The organism is Flavobacterium sp. 9AF, assembly GCF_902506265.1.
In the GTDB taxonomy this organism is placed as follows: Bacteria; Bacteroidota; Bacteroidia; order Flavobacteriales; family Flavobacteriaceae; genus Flavobacterium.
Genome location: NZ_LR733556.1, coordinates 1383571 through 1400352, shown reverse-complemented (window position 1 = coordinate 1400352; position 16782 = coordinate 1383571). Strand labels below are relative to the sequence as shown.

The window sequence follows — 16782 nt, the reverse complement described above, 5'->3', positions numbered from 1 at the left end:
TCATGAGTAATAAAGTTATACACGCTATATATAATGATGATGATGTTTTAATGGATGCTGTAAAACAAACAAGAGCAGCACATCATCATATAGAGGAAGTTTACACCCCATTCCCTGTACATGGATTAGATAAAGCTATGGGATTAGCACCTACAAGAATCGCAATTGCTTCTTTCTTATATGGACTAGTAGGTTTATCAGTAGCAGTTAGCATGATGCGTTTTATCATGATTGTAGATTGGCCTCAAGATATCGGAGGTAAACCAAGTTTTAGTTTTATTGATAATATGCCTGCATTTGTACCTATTATGTTTGAAATGACAGTTTTTTTTGCAGCGCATTTAATGGTTATTACTTTTTACATGAGAAGTAAATTATGGCCTTTCAAGAAAGCAGAAAATCCTGATGTAAGAACTACAGATGATCATTTCTTAATGGAAGTAGGTGTTCATGGTAATGAAGACGATTTAATATCGTTTTTTAAATCGACTGGAGCTGTAGAAGTTAAAGTAATTGAAAAGCATTAATACGAGATATGAAAAGCTTATATAAAATAGTAGCAATAGCAGGTTTAACATTTATGATTACTTCATGTCATGATAATGCGAAACCAAACTATCAGTTTTTTCCTAACATGTATGAAGCCGTTCCTTATGAAACGTATTCTGAACATGAAGTGTTTAAAAATGGTAAAGAAGGTCAATTACCAGCTCATGGTTCAATAAAGAGAGGATTTGTGCCTTATGAGATACCTAATACTAATGAAGGTTATATTTTAGCAAAAGAGACCCTTAAATCGCCTCTTGACTCTTTATCAATTAACTCTGAAAAAGGAAAAGAATTGTTTAATATATATTGTGCAATTTGTCATGGAGAAAAAGGTGATGGAAAAGGTAATTTAGTAAAAAGAGAAAAATTTTTAGGAGTTCCAAGCTATAAAGATAGAGTAATAACAGAAGGAAGTATTTATCACGTAGTAACATATGGATTAAATTCTATGGGTTCACATGCTAATCAATTAACGCAAGAAGAAAGATGGCAAGTAGCTGATTACGTTTTAAAACTTAAATCTGAATTATAATTGTAAAACACTTTTTTGAAAATTAATAATATGTATACGTTTTCAAGTAAATTAAAAACTTTTTCAATAGTCCTAATGGTTTTAGGAATCATAGGAATTGGTATAGGTTTTATGTCTGTGCCAAATAAAGAAGAAGTTAAAGAAATGATAGAAAATGCTCATGATGACCATCATGGTAAAGCTACAGCTCATGCACATACGACACATCATGAGGCTACTCCATCATCTTCTCATGATACACATAAAACTGAGGTTAAACATGAAACAAATGAGCATGATGCGCATATTGAGCATGTTTTGCATCAACAAGAAAATAAACCTTGGTCTGCATTTTATGTAGCTTGTATTTTCTTTATGCTTTTAACTGTAGGAGTTTTAGCTTTTTATGCTATTCAACAAGCAGCTCAAGCAGGTTGGTCTCCAATATTGTTTAGGGTAATGGAAGGAATCACAGGATACTTATTGCCAGGTTCTATTATTTTCTTTATTGTGTTGCTTCTTTCTGGGTTTCATATGAATCATTTATTTGTTTGGATGGATGAATCAGTAGTAGCTAAAGATCATTTATTACAAGGAAAATCTGGGTATTTAAATGTTCCTTTCTTTTTAATAAGAGCGGCTATATTTTTAGCAGGATGGAATATTTATAGATATGTTTCAAGAAAAAATTCTTTAGCCCAAGATGAAGCTAATGATATTACAAATTATAAGAAGAATTTTAAATGGGCAGCAGGATTCTTAGTTTTCTTTATAGTTTCAGAATCCATTATGTCTTGGGATTGGATTATGTCTGTTGACCCTCATTGGTACAGTACATTATTTGGATGGTATGTATTTGCAAGCTTCTTTGTAAGTGGAATTACTACAATTGCCTTGATTACATTATACCTTAAATCTAAAGGTCTTTTAGAATATGTAAATACTAGTCATATTCACGATTTAGCTAAATTTATGTTTGGTATTAGTATTTTCTGGACGTATTTATGGTTTTCTCAGTTTATGTTAATATGGTATTCAGACATACCTGAAGAGGTTACATATTTTGTGTTCAGAATAGAAAACTATAAATTACCTTTCTTTGGTATGCTTGTAATGAATTTTGTATTCCCATTATTAATTTTAATTAATACCGATTTTAAACGTCTATCTTGGATAGTAGTTATGGCTGGTATTGTTATCTTATGTGGACATTATATTGATTTTTATAATATGATTATGCCTGCTACTGTTGGAGACCAATGGTATATTGGATGGTCTGAATTAGGTTCAATAGCTTTCTTTTTAGGTTTATTTATTTTTGTTGTGTTTACCACTTTAACTAAAGCTTCTTTAGTAGCAAAAGGAAATCCTTTAATGGAGGAAAGCAAACATTTTCATTATTAATATTTAAAGAAATAAACAAATGACAAGTTTATTGATATTCTTTGTTTTAGTTTTAATTGGAATTGCTATTTGGCAATTAACTAAAATATTCGATTTAACTCAAGTAGGGTCAAATTCAGCTGATTCTGAAATTGCCAATGATAAAGACAATAGTGTTAATGGTTATTTAATGTTTGCTTTTGTTGGTTTTATCTATGTATTCTCAATTTATTCTATTTGGGCTTGGGGTGATTTAGTATTAGGTACACCAGCTTCAGATCACGGTCCAGATTATGATAATTTAATGACTATCTCTTTAGTTATTATTTTTATTGTTCAAACAATTACACAATTTTTACTACATTATTTTGCCTTTAAATATAGAGGAAAACAAGGTCAAAAAGCATTATATTTTGCGGATAATAATAAATTAGAAGCAGTTTGGACTATCATTCCAGTTATTGTATTAGCAGGTTTAATTTTATATGGATTATATACTTGGAACAATATCATGTATTATGATGATGAAGAAGAGGTTATTTATGTAGAATTATATGCTAAACAATTTAGTTGGGAAGCAAGATACTCTGGTGAAGATAATACATTAGGTAAAGCAAATGTTCGATTTATTGAAGGTGTGAATACGTTGGGTGTAGATTTATCTGATCCAGCTGCGCAAGATGATAAAGTAGTTACTGAGCTTCATATTCCTAAAGGGAAAAAAGTTGTTTTTAAAATGAGATCACAAGATGTATTACATTCTGCTTACATGCCTCATTTTAGAGCCCAAATGAATTGTGTTCCTGGTATGATTACACAATTTGCATTTGTACCTACTAAAACAACAGCAGAGATGCGTGAAGATGATGGTATTAAAGCTAAAGTAGATAAGATAAACAAAATTAGAGCTAAAAAAAGTATTGAGTTAAAAGCTAATGGAGAAGAAGCTTTGGAGCCTTATACTTTTGATTATTTACTACTTTGTAATAAAATTTGTGGAGCTTCTCATTATAATATGCAAATGAAAATTGTAGTCGATACTCCTGAAGATTTTAAAACTTGGTTAAAAGATAAACCAACATTAGCATCTCAATGGGCTGAAGCAAACACACCTGCGCCTGCACCTACTCCTGAAGTAGTTGAGCCAGTTGAAACAGTTGTAGATTCTACAAAAGTTGTAGCTCAAATTATTAAATAGATTAAGGTATTAAAATAATATAAGATATGTCAGCACACGAACACGGTCATCATAAAGAAACATTTATTACTAAATATATTTTTAGTTTAGATCATAAGATGATCGCTAAGCAATACCTGATAACAGGTTTAATTATGGGAATTGTAGGAGTATTACTTTCTATTTTATTCCGTATGCAAATAGCTTGGCCAGAACAATCTTTTGGTATATTTAAATTTCTTTTAGGTGAAAATTTTGCACCTGGAGGTGTAATGCGTAATGATATTTATTTAGCATTAGTAACAATACATGGTACTATTATGGTATTCTTTGTATTAACAGCAGGATTAAGCGGTACTTTTAGTAATTTACTTATTCCATTACAAATTGGAGCACGCGATATGGCTTCTGGTTTTATGAATATGCTTTCTTACTGGATGTTTTTCTTGTCTTCTGTAATCATGTTAATATCTTTATTTGTAGAATCTGGACCGGCATCAGCAGGTTGGACAATATATCCTCCTCTAAGTGCATTGCCTGAAGCAATACCTGGTTCTGGTTTGGGTATGACTTTATGGTTAGTTTCTATGGCTATATTTATTGCTTCTTCATTAATGGGGTCATTAAATTATGTAGTTACAGTAATTAACCTTAGAACAAAAGGAATGACAATGACTAGATTGCCATTAACAGTATGGGCATTTTTTGTAACTGCAATCATAGGAATTGTTTCGTTTCCAGTATTATTTTCAGCAGCATTATTATTAATTTTTGATAGAAGTTTTGGTACATCTTTCTTCTTGTCTGATATATTCATTAAAGGTGAAGTATTACATTATCAAGGTGGATCACCTGTATTGTTTGAACACTTATTTTGGTTCTTAGGTCACCCAGAGGTATATATCGTTTTATTACCTGCTTTAGGTATTACGTCTGAAATTATTGCTACAAATTCTAGAAAGCCTATTTTTGGTTATAGAGCAATGATTGCTTCTATTTTGGCAATTGCATTCTTATCAACAATTGTTTGGGGGCACCATATGTTCGTTTCGGGAATGAATCCGTTTTTAGGTTCAGTATTTACATTTACAACATTATTAATTGCTATTCCTTCTGCAGTAAAAGCATTTAATTATATTACCACTCTTTGGAAAGGTAATCTGCAATTGAATCCTGCTATGTTGTTTTCAATTGGATTAGTATCAACATTTATCACTGGTGGTTTAACGGGTATTATATTAGGAGATTCTACTTTAGATATTAATGTTCATGACACATATTTCGTTGTAGCTCACTTCCACTTAGTAATGGGTATTTCAGCTCTTTATGGTTTCTTTGCTGGGGTATATCATTGGTTTCCTAAAATGTTTGGTAGAATGATGAACAAAACACTAGGATATGTGCATTTTTGGATAACTGCTGTTTGTGCTTATGGAGTGTTTTTTCCAATGCACTTTATCGGTATGGCTGGTTTACCTAGACGTTACTATACAAATTCAGCATTTCCATTATTTGATGAGTTAGCTGATGTGAATGTTTTGATTACAATTTTTGCAATTGTTGGTGCTGTTTTTCAAGTTGTTTTCTTCTGGAACTTTTTCTATAGTATTTTCTATGGTAAAAAAGCAACTCAAAACCCTTGGAAATCAAACACTCTTGAGTGGACTACACCAGTTGAACATGTTCATGGCAACTGGCCAGGTGAAATACCGGAAGTACACCGTTGGGCTTATGATTATAGTAAACCAGGTCACGATGATGATTTTGTTACTCAAATTACTCCAATGAAAGAAGGAGAAGAAGAATTACATCATTAAGATTTTATAGATATAATTAAGAACCTTTCCAATATGGAAAGGTTTTTTGTTTTTAAGTTTGCTTATCTTTGCTTTATGAATGAGAATTTAAACCCGAATAAAGAGCGCTTTAGCTCTCAAGAAATGGATATTGAAAAAGCATTACGTCCATTATCATTTGATGATTTTGCTGGTCAAGATCATGTATTGGAAAATTTGAAAGTTTTTGTTCAAGCAGCTAATCAAAGGAATGAGGCCTTAGACCATGCCTTGTTCCACGGTCCTCCTGGTTTAGGTAAAACAACATTAGCAAATATTTTAGCAAATGAATTAGGGGTTGGAATTAAGATAACTTCTGGGCCTGTATTAGATAAACCAGGTGACTTAGCAGGGTTACTAACCAACCTTGAGGAAAGAGATGTATTGTTTATTGATGAAATTCATCGATTGAGCCCTATTGTTGAGGAATATTTATATTCTGCAATGGAAGATTATAAAATTGATATTATGATTGAAAGTGGCCCTAATGCAAGAACGGTTCAAATTAATCTCAATCCGTTTACATTAGTTGGTGCTACGACTCGTTCAGGTTTATTAACTGCTCCAATGCGTGCTAGATTTGGTATTCAAAGCAGATTACAGTATTATAATACTGAATTGTTAGCAACTATAATTGAAAGGAGTGCTTCCATATTAAGAGTTGAAATTGATCTTGAAGCGGCAATTGAAATTGCAGGAAGAAGTAGAGGAACTCCTAGGATTGCAAATGCTTTGTTAAGAAGAGTTCGCGATTTTGCCCAAATTAAAGGAAACGGAAGAATTGATGTTGAAATAACTAAATTTGCTTTAAAAGCTTTAAATGTTGATGCTCATGGATTAGATGAAATGGATAATAAAATTTTAAATACAATAATTGATAAATTTAAAGGTGGTCCAGTTGGTTTAACTACACTTGCAACAGCAGTTTCAGAAAATGGTGAAACAATTGAAGAAGTTTATGAGCCTTTTTTAATTCAAGAAGGATTTATCATGCGAACTCCGAGAGGAAGAGAAGTCACTGAAAAAGCATATCGTCATTTAGGAAAGATTAAAAATAATATTCAAGGAGGACTTTTTGAATAAATTGATATGCTTATGAGTGATACTAATCAATTTCCTGAAGTTTCTTTACTGCGTTTTATCAGACATTCTTTAGAAATTCTTAAAAATCCCTTGCCTTTCCACAGAGCTAATTTTTTGAAATATGGAAATTTCTTTCGATTAAATATTGGTTTTGGTAAATCGGTAATTTTTATTAGGGATGCCGATTTTCTTAGCTATGTGTTACAAAAAAATCAAAGAAATTTTTCCAAGTCATCTATTCAAACAAAAGATTTAGCAAAATATATTGGGAGAGGATTGCTCACATCTGAAGGAGAGGAGTGGCAAAAACAAAGAAGATTAATTCAGCCAGCTTTCCATAAAAGTCAATTATCTCTTTTGTTGCAAATGGTAAATGCTGTTATTGAAAGAGAATTAAATAAAATTAAAATCAATCAAGAATTTGATGTTTTTCCTGTTTTTAATGATTTAGCTTTTCAGACAGTTGTCAAGTCTCTATTTAGTTCTGAAATTTCCGATTTTGAATTAAGACAATTGCAAAATACGACCGAAATTACACAACAAATGTTGGTAAAAGAACTTCGTCAGCCTTATTTAGGATGGTGGTTTAAACTTACAGGAAAAATACAATATCATATTAATTTAATTGACCAATCACGTGACATTTTACAAAAATTAGTTACGCAAAGAAAACAAAGTGAAATAAAGCATAATGATTTGTTAGATATTTTATTAGATGCCAAATATGAAGATGGTTCGTCAATGAAAGATACACAGCTTTTAGATGAAATACTTATATTATTTGCTGCGGGTCATGAAACAACTTCAAATGCCTTGACTTTTACTTGCGAATTGATTGCTAGAAACCCAGTTGTTCAATTAAAGATTTTAGATGAAATAAAAGAAGTTAAAAAAGAATCCTGCGATTTGATGTTATGGATTAAAAATGCTAAATATATTAAAGCGGTCATTGAGGAAAGTATGAGGTTATATCCACCAGCTTATTTTATCGATCGAGTTAACAATGAAAAGGATTGTTTTAAAGATTTTGATTTGCCCAAAAAATCTAATTTATTATTTTCTGTTTATGAAATACATCGTCATCCCGATTTTTGGGAAGATCCTGAACTATTTAAACCAGAACGATTTTTAGATGAAAATGTAAAATTTTCTAAAAATTACTTCCCTTTTGGTGCAGGGCAACGAATGTGTATAGGTAATAATTTTGCTATGTATGAAATGATTTTAACCATTATAAATATGGTTGAACGTTATGAAATTGTAGAAAAAAAGACTCCTATTAAGATTAAACCTCTGATCACTTTGAAACCACTAGACGCTGTGTTAGAATTTAAAACAAGACAATAATGGCCTTAAAGAATTATGCCGATTTAATTAAAGATGAGGCTAAAAGATTAGGTTTTCTTTCTTGCGGTATTTCTAAAGCGGGTTTTTTAGAACATGAAGCTCCAAGATTAGAAAAATGGTTGAAAGAAAATAAACATGGACAAATGGGTTACATGGAAAATCATTTTGACAAAAGATTGAATCCTAAATTACTAGTAGATGACGCAAAAAGCGTTATTTCATTATTATTAAATTACTATCCTTCTGAATTTCAAAATCAAGAATCTTATAAAATTTCTAAATATGCTTACGGTCAAGATTATCATTTTGTAATTAAAGAAAAATTGCGTGAGTTATTGTTTTTTATTCAATCAGAAATTGGTGAGGTTAATGGAAGAGCTTTTGTAGATTCTGCACCTGTACTAGATAAAGCTTGGGCTGCAAAAAGTGGATTAGGTTGGATTGGGAAAAATGCCAATTTAATTACTCAAAAAGTAGGGTCTTTCTATTTTATTGCAGAATTAATTGTTGATTTAGAATTAGAATATGATTTAGCTACGACAGATCATTGTGGAACTTGTACCGCTTGTATCGACTCTTGTCCTACGCAAGCTATAGTTGCTCCTTATGTAGTAGATGGTAGTAAATGTATTTCTTATTTTACAATTGAGTTGAAAGATAACCTGCCTGAAGAAATGAAAGGTAAGTTTCAAGATTGGGCTTTTGGTTGTGATGTGTGCCAAGATGTGTGTCCATGGAATCGCTTTGCAAAACCGCATAATGAACCTCTGTTTGAACCTAATAGCGCCATTTTGAATTTTACCAAAAAGGATTGGGAAGAAATTACAAAGGAAACATTCTCAAAAGTATTTCAAGGCGCTGCTGTTAAAAGAACTAAGTTTGAGGGATTTGAAAGAAATATTAAATTCTTGAAAAATTGATTTTTCAGTATTCATTTTAAAATTATCTATATTTGTCGAAATAAATAACCATCGTGAAAAAAAAATACCATTTACTTTTTTTATTTTTCTTAGCTATCTGTAGCTTTTCTCAAAATTTGCCAAATGATTGTCAAAACTATATTCAAGCTTGTGACAATCAAAGTGTATCATTTAATGTTTCAGGTGCTGGAATTCAGGAAATTGATCCGCCTTCATGTAGTAGTCAAGAAAATAATTCATTATGGTTACGTGTTACTATAGATCAACCTGGTACTTTAGGTTTTACAATTATTCCTCAAAGTAGTAGTATCAATGAAGATTATGATTTTTGGGTTTTTGGACCTGCTTCTACGTGTGGGAATCTAGGAACACCTATTCGATGTTCTACTACTAATCCTGCTGCTGCAGGTCAATCTAATAATCATACCGGTTTAAACGCTTCTTCATTTGATACAAGTGAAGGTCCTGGCCCTAATGGAGATAGTTTTGTGAAACAATTAGATGTTTTAGCAGGTGAAAGTTATTTTGTGGTAATAGATCGACCGGTTGGGAGTTCTCCTTTCTCTTTGAATTGGAATGGAACGGCTACTATTTTAAACCCTTTTGCTAATTTAAATTTTCCCGATTTTCCAAATGTAGTTTTGTGTGATGAAGGTAATGATACGATAGAACCTTATGATTTTTCTGTATTGGATGCTTCCTATTTATCAGGATTTTCTGGTTTTTTTATTAGTTACTTTTCTTCTCTACAAGATGCTTCTTTAAATAATAATCCAATAATTGGAACTTCAAATATAACGCAAGGAACTTATTATGCTAGAATTAATTCTGTTTCTGCTCAGTGTACCGAAATAAAGCCTATAAATGTCATTTTTAATAATATAACTACAAATGATGTTTCAAAAATAGTTTGTGAAAATACTGCTTCAACTACTATTGATTACAACCTTAGTTCTCATAATACGGAAATTTATACAGGTAGTCAAACTGTCAATTTTAGCTATTATAATTCATTGTCAGATGCAAATGTTGCTTTAAATCCTATTGCTAACTGGCAAAATATAAGCTTAACTGTAGGAATGCACACTTTTTATGTACGAACAGAAAAGGGTTCTTGTTTTGATGTTTCTGAATTAAGTGTTGAAGTAATTGCTAGACCAATTATCAATGCTAGTGCGAATTTAAAACAATGTGATGATGATACAGATGGTTTTAGTACTTTTAATTTAACTGAAGCAAATACGTTAATTACGAGTAATACAACTGGGTTGACTTTTACTTATTTTTTAACTCTTACGGATGCTGATAATAATGTCAATCCTATTTCGAATGATACTAGCTTTATAAATCAAACGGTAAATGTTCAAACTATTTATTATAGAGTAACCAATAATAATGGTTGTTTTAGAACGGGTCAATTGAATTTAACTGTTGCAGCAACGCAAATTCCAGCTTCGTTTAATCCAATTGTAATTACGGAGTGTGATGATACTTTCGGCACTATAAATGATGGAATTGGACAATTTAATTTAACAAATGCTTCAAACCAAATTTCAAATTTATTCACAGGACAAGTTGTTCATGTTAGTTTTTATGAAAATATAAATGATGCTTTAGTAGAAAACAATGCAATTACTAATCTAACCAATTATACCAATAGTTTAAGTCCAAATACTCAAGATATATATGTAAGAGTCGATAGTGATATCAATAACGATTGTGTGGGGTTAGGTAAATATGTAATTCTTCAAGTAGAAACATTACCAATAGTTGCTCCTAAAGTAATAAGGGGTTGTGATGATAATCATGACGGATTGTTCTCATTTGATACTACTTCTGTTGAAGCAACGCTTTTAAATGGTTTAACGAATGTTTTAATAAGTTATACAGATTCAAATAATACTGTTTATAATGTTTTACCAAATCCATTTTTATCTGATTCTCAAGTATTGAATGTCACTTTAACCAATAATACTTCAAATGGGTGTAGTTTTTCAACAACTCTAGAGTTTATTGTAGATGATATGCCAGTTATAAACCCTGTTAATCCTAATCTATTAACATTGTGTGATGATGAAATAGATCCACAACAACAAGACGGAATTACGGTTTTTGATACCTCTTCATTTGAAAATATAATAGTTGGAGGGCAAACCAATCTAAAGGTTGAATATTTTGATGAAAACAATAATTTGATATCCAATTTTATTGGAGATTATCAAACAGCTACAAAAAATGTGTTAGTTAAAGTAAGTAATATTAATAATTTAGATTGTTTTGTTACAGAAGTTTTGTCTTTTGTAGTTAACCCAAGACCTTTCATTTTTATTGATGATGTAGATTATGTTATATGTACAGACGATGCTAATTCTTCTGTTACTTTAAATGCCGGTTTATTAGACCTAGCTACAATTACAGATTTTAGTTATCAATGGTTTTTGGATGGTCAAATGTTAACTGGAGAAAATCAATATTATTACAACGCAAATACAATTGGTAATTATAGTGTTACAGTACAAAACATATTGGGATGTTCTAGTACTAGAAATATAAAAGTAAATCCTTCCAATATTGCAATAATACAGGATATTCAGATTGAAGACTTAATAGAATCAAACGCTGTTGCTATTCTAGTTTCTGGTGATGGGAATTATCAATATAGTATAGATGGTGAAAATTTTCAGGATAGTTCTTTTTTTAATGCTGTACAGCCAGGTGCATTAACAGTATATGTTTACGATTTAAATGGTTGTGGAATGACCACAAGAGAAATTAGTATTTTAGGTATTCCAAAGTTTTTTACCCCTAATGGAGATGGAATAAACGATTATTGGAATATAAAAGGCTTTAATGATCGTTTTGGTGAACAAACCATCATTTCTATATTTGATAGATATGGAAAACTAATAAAGCAAATATCTTCTTTATCAAGAGGTTGGGATGGAACTTTTAACGGCATAGCTATGCCAGCATCTGATTATTGGTTTCATATTAATATGTTAGATGGAAGGGTGCAAAAAGGACATTTTTCATTAAAAAGATAGAAAATATTATATCAATCCTGTTATTTAGATTTCAATTATGAGATTTTTAATATTAATATTTGCTTCCTTTTTTGCATTTCCTCAAGCAAAAATAGATGGTAAGTCTCATTCTATTATAGATAATTCAGATTATTCTTTTTTAGAAACTATTTTAAAATATAAGCATCTCGTTTTACTTGGAGAACAATCGCATGGCGATGGTGCTACTTTTAATGAAAAGATAAAACTTATTAAATATTTACATGAAAAGTTAGGCTATAATACAATAGCTTTTGAAAGTGGATTGTATGACAATTATAAAGCTCGTCAACTAGTTTTAAATAAAGAAGAAAATAGTGTAATATATAATGAATCTATTTTTTCAATTTGGTCAGACACGCAATCTTTTCAGGAATTATTAATTTATATTGAAGAAAGAGCAAAAAAGAATGATACTATTAAAATTGTTGGTTTTGATTGTCAAGAAGGAGTTTTATTTAAAAACTATTTTATAGATGATTTAAAAACTGTTTTTAAGAATAGGAATATTAAAATGAAAGCATCTTTATTCGAAGAAATCGAAAAAGCATTTATATATAAAGATTTAGAAAAAATTGCAACTAATAAAACAGATTCAATTGCTTTTTATAAAAATGTTCACGAGATATTTGGCTCATTTGAAAAAATGAACAACCTAACTTTAGATGAAAAAATCATCAAACAAGTGTTTACTAGTAGTTTAACCAATGTTAATTTTGAAATTGCTCAAATCCAAAATCAAAAAATAGCCGTTCAAAATCCTAGAGATAAACAAATGGCTCAGAATTTAATTTTTTTAGCCGAAAGTTATCCAAATGAAAAAATTATTGGTTGGGGTGCTTCGTATCATTTCGCAAAAGAAATAAGTAATTTAGAAATAGATAATCTAACAGAAGATTATTTAAGTAAACAATCCGATTTAGAAAAGAAAGCAACGGGTTATTCAGATTATAATGATGGAGAAGGAAAGGAACTTCTTGAAGGAGGAATTCCAATGGGTAAAATTTTGAAAGAATATTTTAAAGAAAATATATATACTATTGCTTTTTCATCTTTTGAAGGCAATTATGGTATGGTTAATTCAATACTTTATCCTATTTTAACGCCACCTGAGAACAGTGTTGAAAAACAACTTTCAGAATATAATATAGCTTTTTTTGAGTTTGATGTTCAAAATAAAGTACCTTTTTATAGCTCAATATTAGGAAATATGCCCATTAAAGGCAATTGGCAAACCAGTTTTGATGCGCTGGTTTTTATTAAGAAATCGTATCCACCAGTAGTAAGGAAATACGAGGAAAGTGATTTCAAGAAAGTCAAGTTGCCAAATTATATGATAAAAGGTAGGATAGTTGATAAAAATAGTAACCATGTTATTCCTAATGCAGAAATACAATTACATGATAGAATTACAATTACAAAAAGAGATGGTACTTTTGAAATGCTAGTTCCCAATACAAATGAAGTCGCATTTTTAAAAGTAAATGCTTTCGAATACGCTTCAGATTCCCTTCAATTAAATAGTAACCTAAAAGACTACGTCTTTCAGTTGTCTAAAAGCAAAATGGGAGGAATTATTTTAGATGAAGTTATTTTAAATACAAATCAAAAGGAATTATCTGCTAAAGAAATTATAACAAAAGCGCAAACAAATGTAAATCAAAATTATTATCAAAAAGAATTTAATCAAAGCTTCCTATATAAAAGTAGTATAGTTAAAGAAGGAACTGAAAAAATAATGGACGAAGCTATTCTTAAATTCTATTGTTCAAAAGGATTGAATAGCTCAAATAATTCTGATACTAAATTTTATGGTAAGATTGAAAGGTTAAAAAAAACACCTAGTAAGTCAGATAAACTTAGGTTTTCAAGTTCTTATGGGTTATTTTCACTCTTGAATAGAGATTTGATTACTGAAAAAGCGAATGCGCTATATAGAAGTGGTTCATATAATTATAAAAATGAAGGGTTTGAAACGATTAAAGGTAAAAAGACTTATAAAATTTCGTTTGTAAATACTTCTCCAGGTTCTCATTCAACGGGTTTTGGTTATCCAGCACCAAAGAGCTCTAAAGGTTATATTTATATCGATTGTGAGACTTTTGCTGTTCTGCAATTTGAACATTGTGTAGAAAGAGAACCATTTGATTTAAAAGATAATTCAGGTCAAAATTTTGCATTCATATATAAGATTATAGTAACATATCAATATTCGAATGGGAATTATTTTTTAGACGAACTTATAATGATTGATAAAAATACTGTAACCAATAAAAAAGATCCAAATTATATAAACGTTTATTTTCATGTTAATTCCTTAAAATCAGATTACATAGATGTTGCAAATTTAGAAATAATTAAAGAGCCCATAAAATTGAATTTTGGTGCTAATACAACTTTTAAAGAAGATGTTACATTTTGGAAAGATAAGGAGACCTTAGATAACGTTATAAGAACAAAAGATGAATATTTTTGTAAATAAAAGTTTTAAAATAATTAAATAGTAGAAAATAAATATCTTTATTAAGATTTTAACAAAAGAGTAGCTTTAAAATTTTTTTCTTTCGTTGCTTATTTTAACTTTGTAAGTTCATATAAAAGTGATTATATGCACAAAGATACAAAAAGAAGAGAAGCTTTATTATACCACGCAAAACCTACACCTGGTAAAATTCAGGTAGTACCAACAAAGAAATACGCAACCCAAAGAGATTTGTCATTGGCTTATTCGCCTGGTGTTGCAGAACCTTGTTTAGAAATAGCTAAAGATGTAAAAAATGTATATAAATATACAGCTAAAGGAAATTTAGTAGCCGTAATTTCTAATGGAACAGCTGTTTTAGGACTTGGAGATATTGGCCCAGAAGCATCTAAACCTGTAATGGAAGGAAAAGGGTTACTATTTAAAATATTTGCCGATATTGATGTTTTTGATATTGAGGTTGGAACTAAAGATATCGAAGAATTCATACAAACTGTAAAAAATATTGCTCCTACATTTGGAGGAATTAATTTGGAAGATATTAAAGCTCCTGAATCTTTTGAAATAGAGAAAAGATTAGTCGAAGAGTTGAATATTCCTGTAATGCATGATGATCAACACGGGACAGCAATAATTTCTTCTGCAGCATTGTTAAACGCATTAGAATTAGCTGAAAAAGAAATAGACAAAGTAAAAGTAGTTGTTTCTGGTGCCGGTTCAGCAGCTTTAGCATGTGCCAATCTTTATGTTTTGTTAGGTGTAAAGGTCGAACATATTTTTATGTTCGATAAAGACGGTATGTTAACCACTTGCAGAGAAGATCTTTCGGATTTACAAAAGAAATATGCTAAATCTTGTGCTCCTCAATCTTTAAAAGAAATGATTGTAGGTGCAGATGTATTTCTAGGATTATCCGTAGGAAATATTTTTACCCCAGAAATGTTATTGTCAATGAACAATGACCCCATAGTTTTTGCAATGGCCAATCCTATTCCTGAAATTGATTATAATTTAGCAATTAATACCAGAGAAGATGTGATTATGGCTACGGGTCGTTCAGACCATCCTAATCAGGTAAATAACGTTCTTGGTTTTCCTTATATTTTTAGAGGGGCTTTAGATGTTCGCGCGAAAAAAATTAATGAGGAAATGAAAATGGCAGCAGTAAGGGCTCTTGCTGAATTAGCCAAAAGTCCAGTACCTGAGCAGGTTAATATAGCTTATGGAGAAACTAAATTAAACTTTGGGCGCGATTATATTATTCCAAAACCTTTTGATCCAAGATTAATAGGTGTGGTAGCTCCAGCGGTTGCAAAAGCAGCTATTGAGTCTGGAGTAGCTCAAATTGAAATAAGTGATTGGGAAAAATATGAGCTCGATTTATTGGAACGATTAGGGTCTGATAATAAAATGATTCGTATGTTAGTAAATAGGGCAAAAACCAATCCAAAACGAGTGGTGTTTGCAGAAGCAGATCATCTAGATGTTTTAAAAGCAGCTCAAATTGTACATGAAGAAGGTATTGGACAACCTATTTTATTAGGTAATAAAGACATCATTCAAGAACTAAAAATTGAAATTGGTTTTGATGCTGATGTAGAAATAATAGATCCAAAAACATCTGAAGAAGATAAACGTAGAAAAAAATATGCAAAAGCTTTCTGGAAATCTAGACAAAGAAGAGGAGTAACTTTGCTTGATGCCGAGAAATGGATGAGAGAACGAAATTATTTCGGATTGATGATGGTGAATTCTGGAGAAGCGGACACAATGGTAACAGGATATTCAAGAAGTTATCCCACGGTAGTTAAACCTGTTATGGAGTTAATTGAAAAAGCCCCAGGAGTAACACGTATAGCGACAACTAATATGATGATGACTTCGAGAGGACCCATTTTTCTTTCAGACACAGCTATAAATCCAAATCCTTCTGCTGAAGATTTAGCAAAAATTGCTTTAATGACAGCAAAAACGGTAAGAATGTTCGGTATGGAACCTGTTATGGCAATGGTATCTTTCTCTAATTTTGGATCATCGGAAAATGAAAATCCTAAAAAAGTTAGAGAAGCAGTTTCTTATCTGCATAAATATTATCCAGATTTAATTATTGATGGAGAAATTCAAACCGATTTCGCATTAAATCCAGAAATGCTTAAAAGTAAATTTCCTTTTTCTAAGTTAGCAAATAAAAAAGTGAATACACTTATTTTTCCAAACTTGGATTCAGCTAATATAACCTACAAACTTCTAAAAGAATTAAATAAATCGGAATCAATAGGTCCAATAATGTTAGGACTAGATAAACCAGTTCATATTTTCCAATTAGGAGCAAGCGTTGAAGAAATGGTTAATATGGCCGCTGTTTCTGTAGTGGATGCTCAAGAAAAGGAAAGAAGATACAAACAATCAATTCTGAAATAATTACTAACTACT

General features: G+C 30.7%; 11 protein-coding genes. All 11 read left to right on the top strand.

Annotation, left to right across the window (positions count from 1 at the left end; genetic code table 11):
* The first annotated feature begins 2 nt into the window (after positions 1 to 2).
* Positions 3 to 527: a DUF3341 domain-containing protein gene (locus HALO113_RS06660; RefSeq protein WP_159778279.1), complete on the top strand. Its 525-nt coding sequence runs from the start codon at positions 3 to 5 to the stop codon at positions 525 to 527.
* 8 nt (positions 528 to 535) lie between these two features.
* The gene (locus tag HALO113_RS06655; protein WP_159778278.1) at positions 536 to 1081 is read left to right on the top strand and encodes a cytochrome c; all 546 of its coding nucleotides are present in this window, start codon (positions 536 to 538) and stop codon (positions 1079 to 1081) included.
* A gap of 30 nt (positions 1082 to 1111) precedes the next feature.
* Positions 1112 to 2464 (top strand): quinol:cytochrome C oxidoreductase, encoded by a 1353-nt coding sequence (locus tag HALO113_RS06650; protein WP_159778277.1) that lies wholly within the window; start codon positions 1112 to 1114, stop codon positions 2462 to 2464.
* A gap of 19 nt (positions 2465 to 2483) precedes the next feature.
* Positions 2484 to 3641, top strand: a complete 1158-nt coding sequence (locus tag HALO113_RS06645; protein ID WP_159778276.1) for a cytochrome c oxidase subunit II — start codon at positions 2484 to 2486, stop codon at positions 3639 to 3641.
* A 26-nt stretch (positions 3642 to 3667) separates the two neighbouring features.
* Positions 3668 to 5437: a cbb3-type cytochrome c oxidase subunit I gene (locus HALO113_RS06640; RefSeq protein WP_159778275.1), complete on the top strand. Its 1770-nt coding sequence runs from the start codon at positions 3668 to 3670 to the stop codon at positions 5435 to 5437.
* 75 nt (positions 5438 to 5512) lie between these two features.
* Positions 5513 to 6538, top strand: coding sequence for a Holliday junction branch migration DNA helicase RuvB (ruvB, locus tag HALO113_RS06635; RefSeq protein WP_159778274.1), 1026 nt, complete (start codon positions 5513 to 5515; stop codon positions 6536 to 6538).
* A 12-nt stretch (positions 6539 to 6550) separates the two neighbouring features.
* On the top strand, positions 6551 to 7885 hold the full coding sequence (locus tag HALO113_RS06630; protein ID WP_159778273.1) for a cytochrome P450: 1335 nt from the start codon (positions 6551 to 6553) through the stop codon (positions 7883 to 7885).
* Positions 7885 to 8805 carry a tRNA epoxyqueuosine(34) reductase QueG gene (gene queG / locus HALO113_RS06625; protein ID WP_159778272.1) on the top strand — a complete coding sequence of 307 codons (921 nt, stop codon included), beginning with the start codon at positions 7885 to 7887 and terminating at the stop codon, positions 8803 to 8805. The genes HALO113_RS06630 and queG overlap by 1 nt, the downstream gene beginning before the upstream one ends.
* 53 nt (positions 8806 to 8858) lie before the next feature.
* Complete coding sequence (locus HALO113_RS06620; RefSeq protein WP_159778271.1) at positions 8859 to 11849, top strand: T9SS type B sorting domain-containing protein; 2991 nt, start codon at positions 8859 to 8861, stop codon at positions 11847 to 11849.
* A 37-nt stretch (positions 11850 to 11886) separates the two neighbouring features.
* Positions 11887 to 14349 (top strand): erythromycin esterase family protein, encoded by a 2463-nt coding sequence (locus HALO113_RS06615; protein WP_159778270.1) that lies wholly within the window; start codon positions 11887 to 11889, stop codon positions 14347 to 14349.
* 126 nt (positions 14350 to 14475) lie between these two features.
* A complete protein-coding gene (locus HALO113_RS06610) occupies positions 14476 to 16770 on the top strand; it encodes an NADP-dependent malic enzyme (protein WP_159778269.1) in 2295 nt (764 codons plus the stop codon).
* The last annotated feature ends 12 nt before the right edge of the window (positions 16771 to 16782 follow it).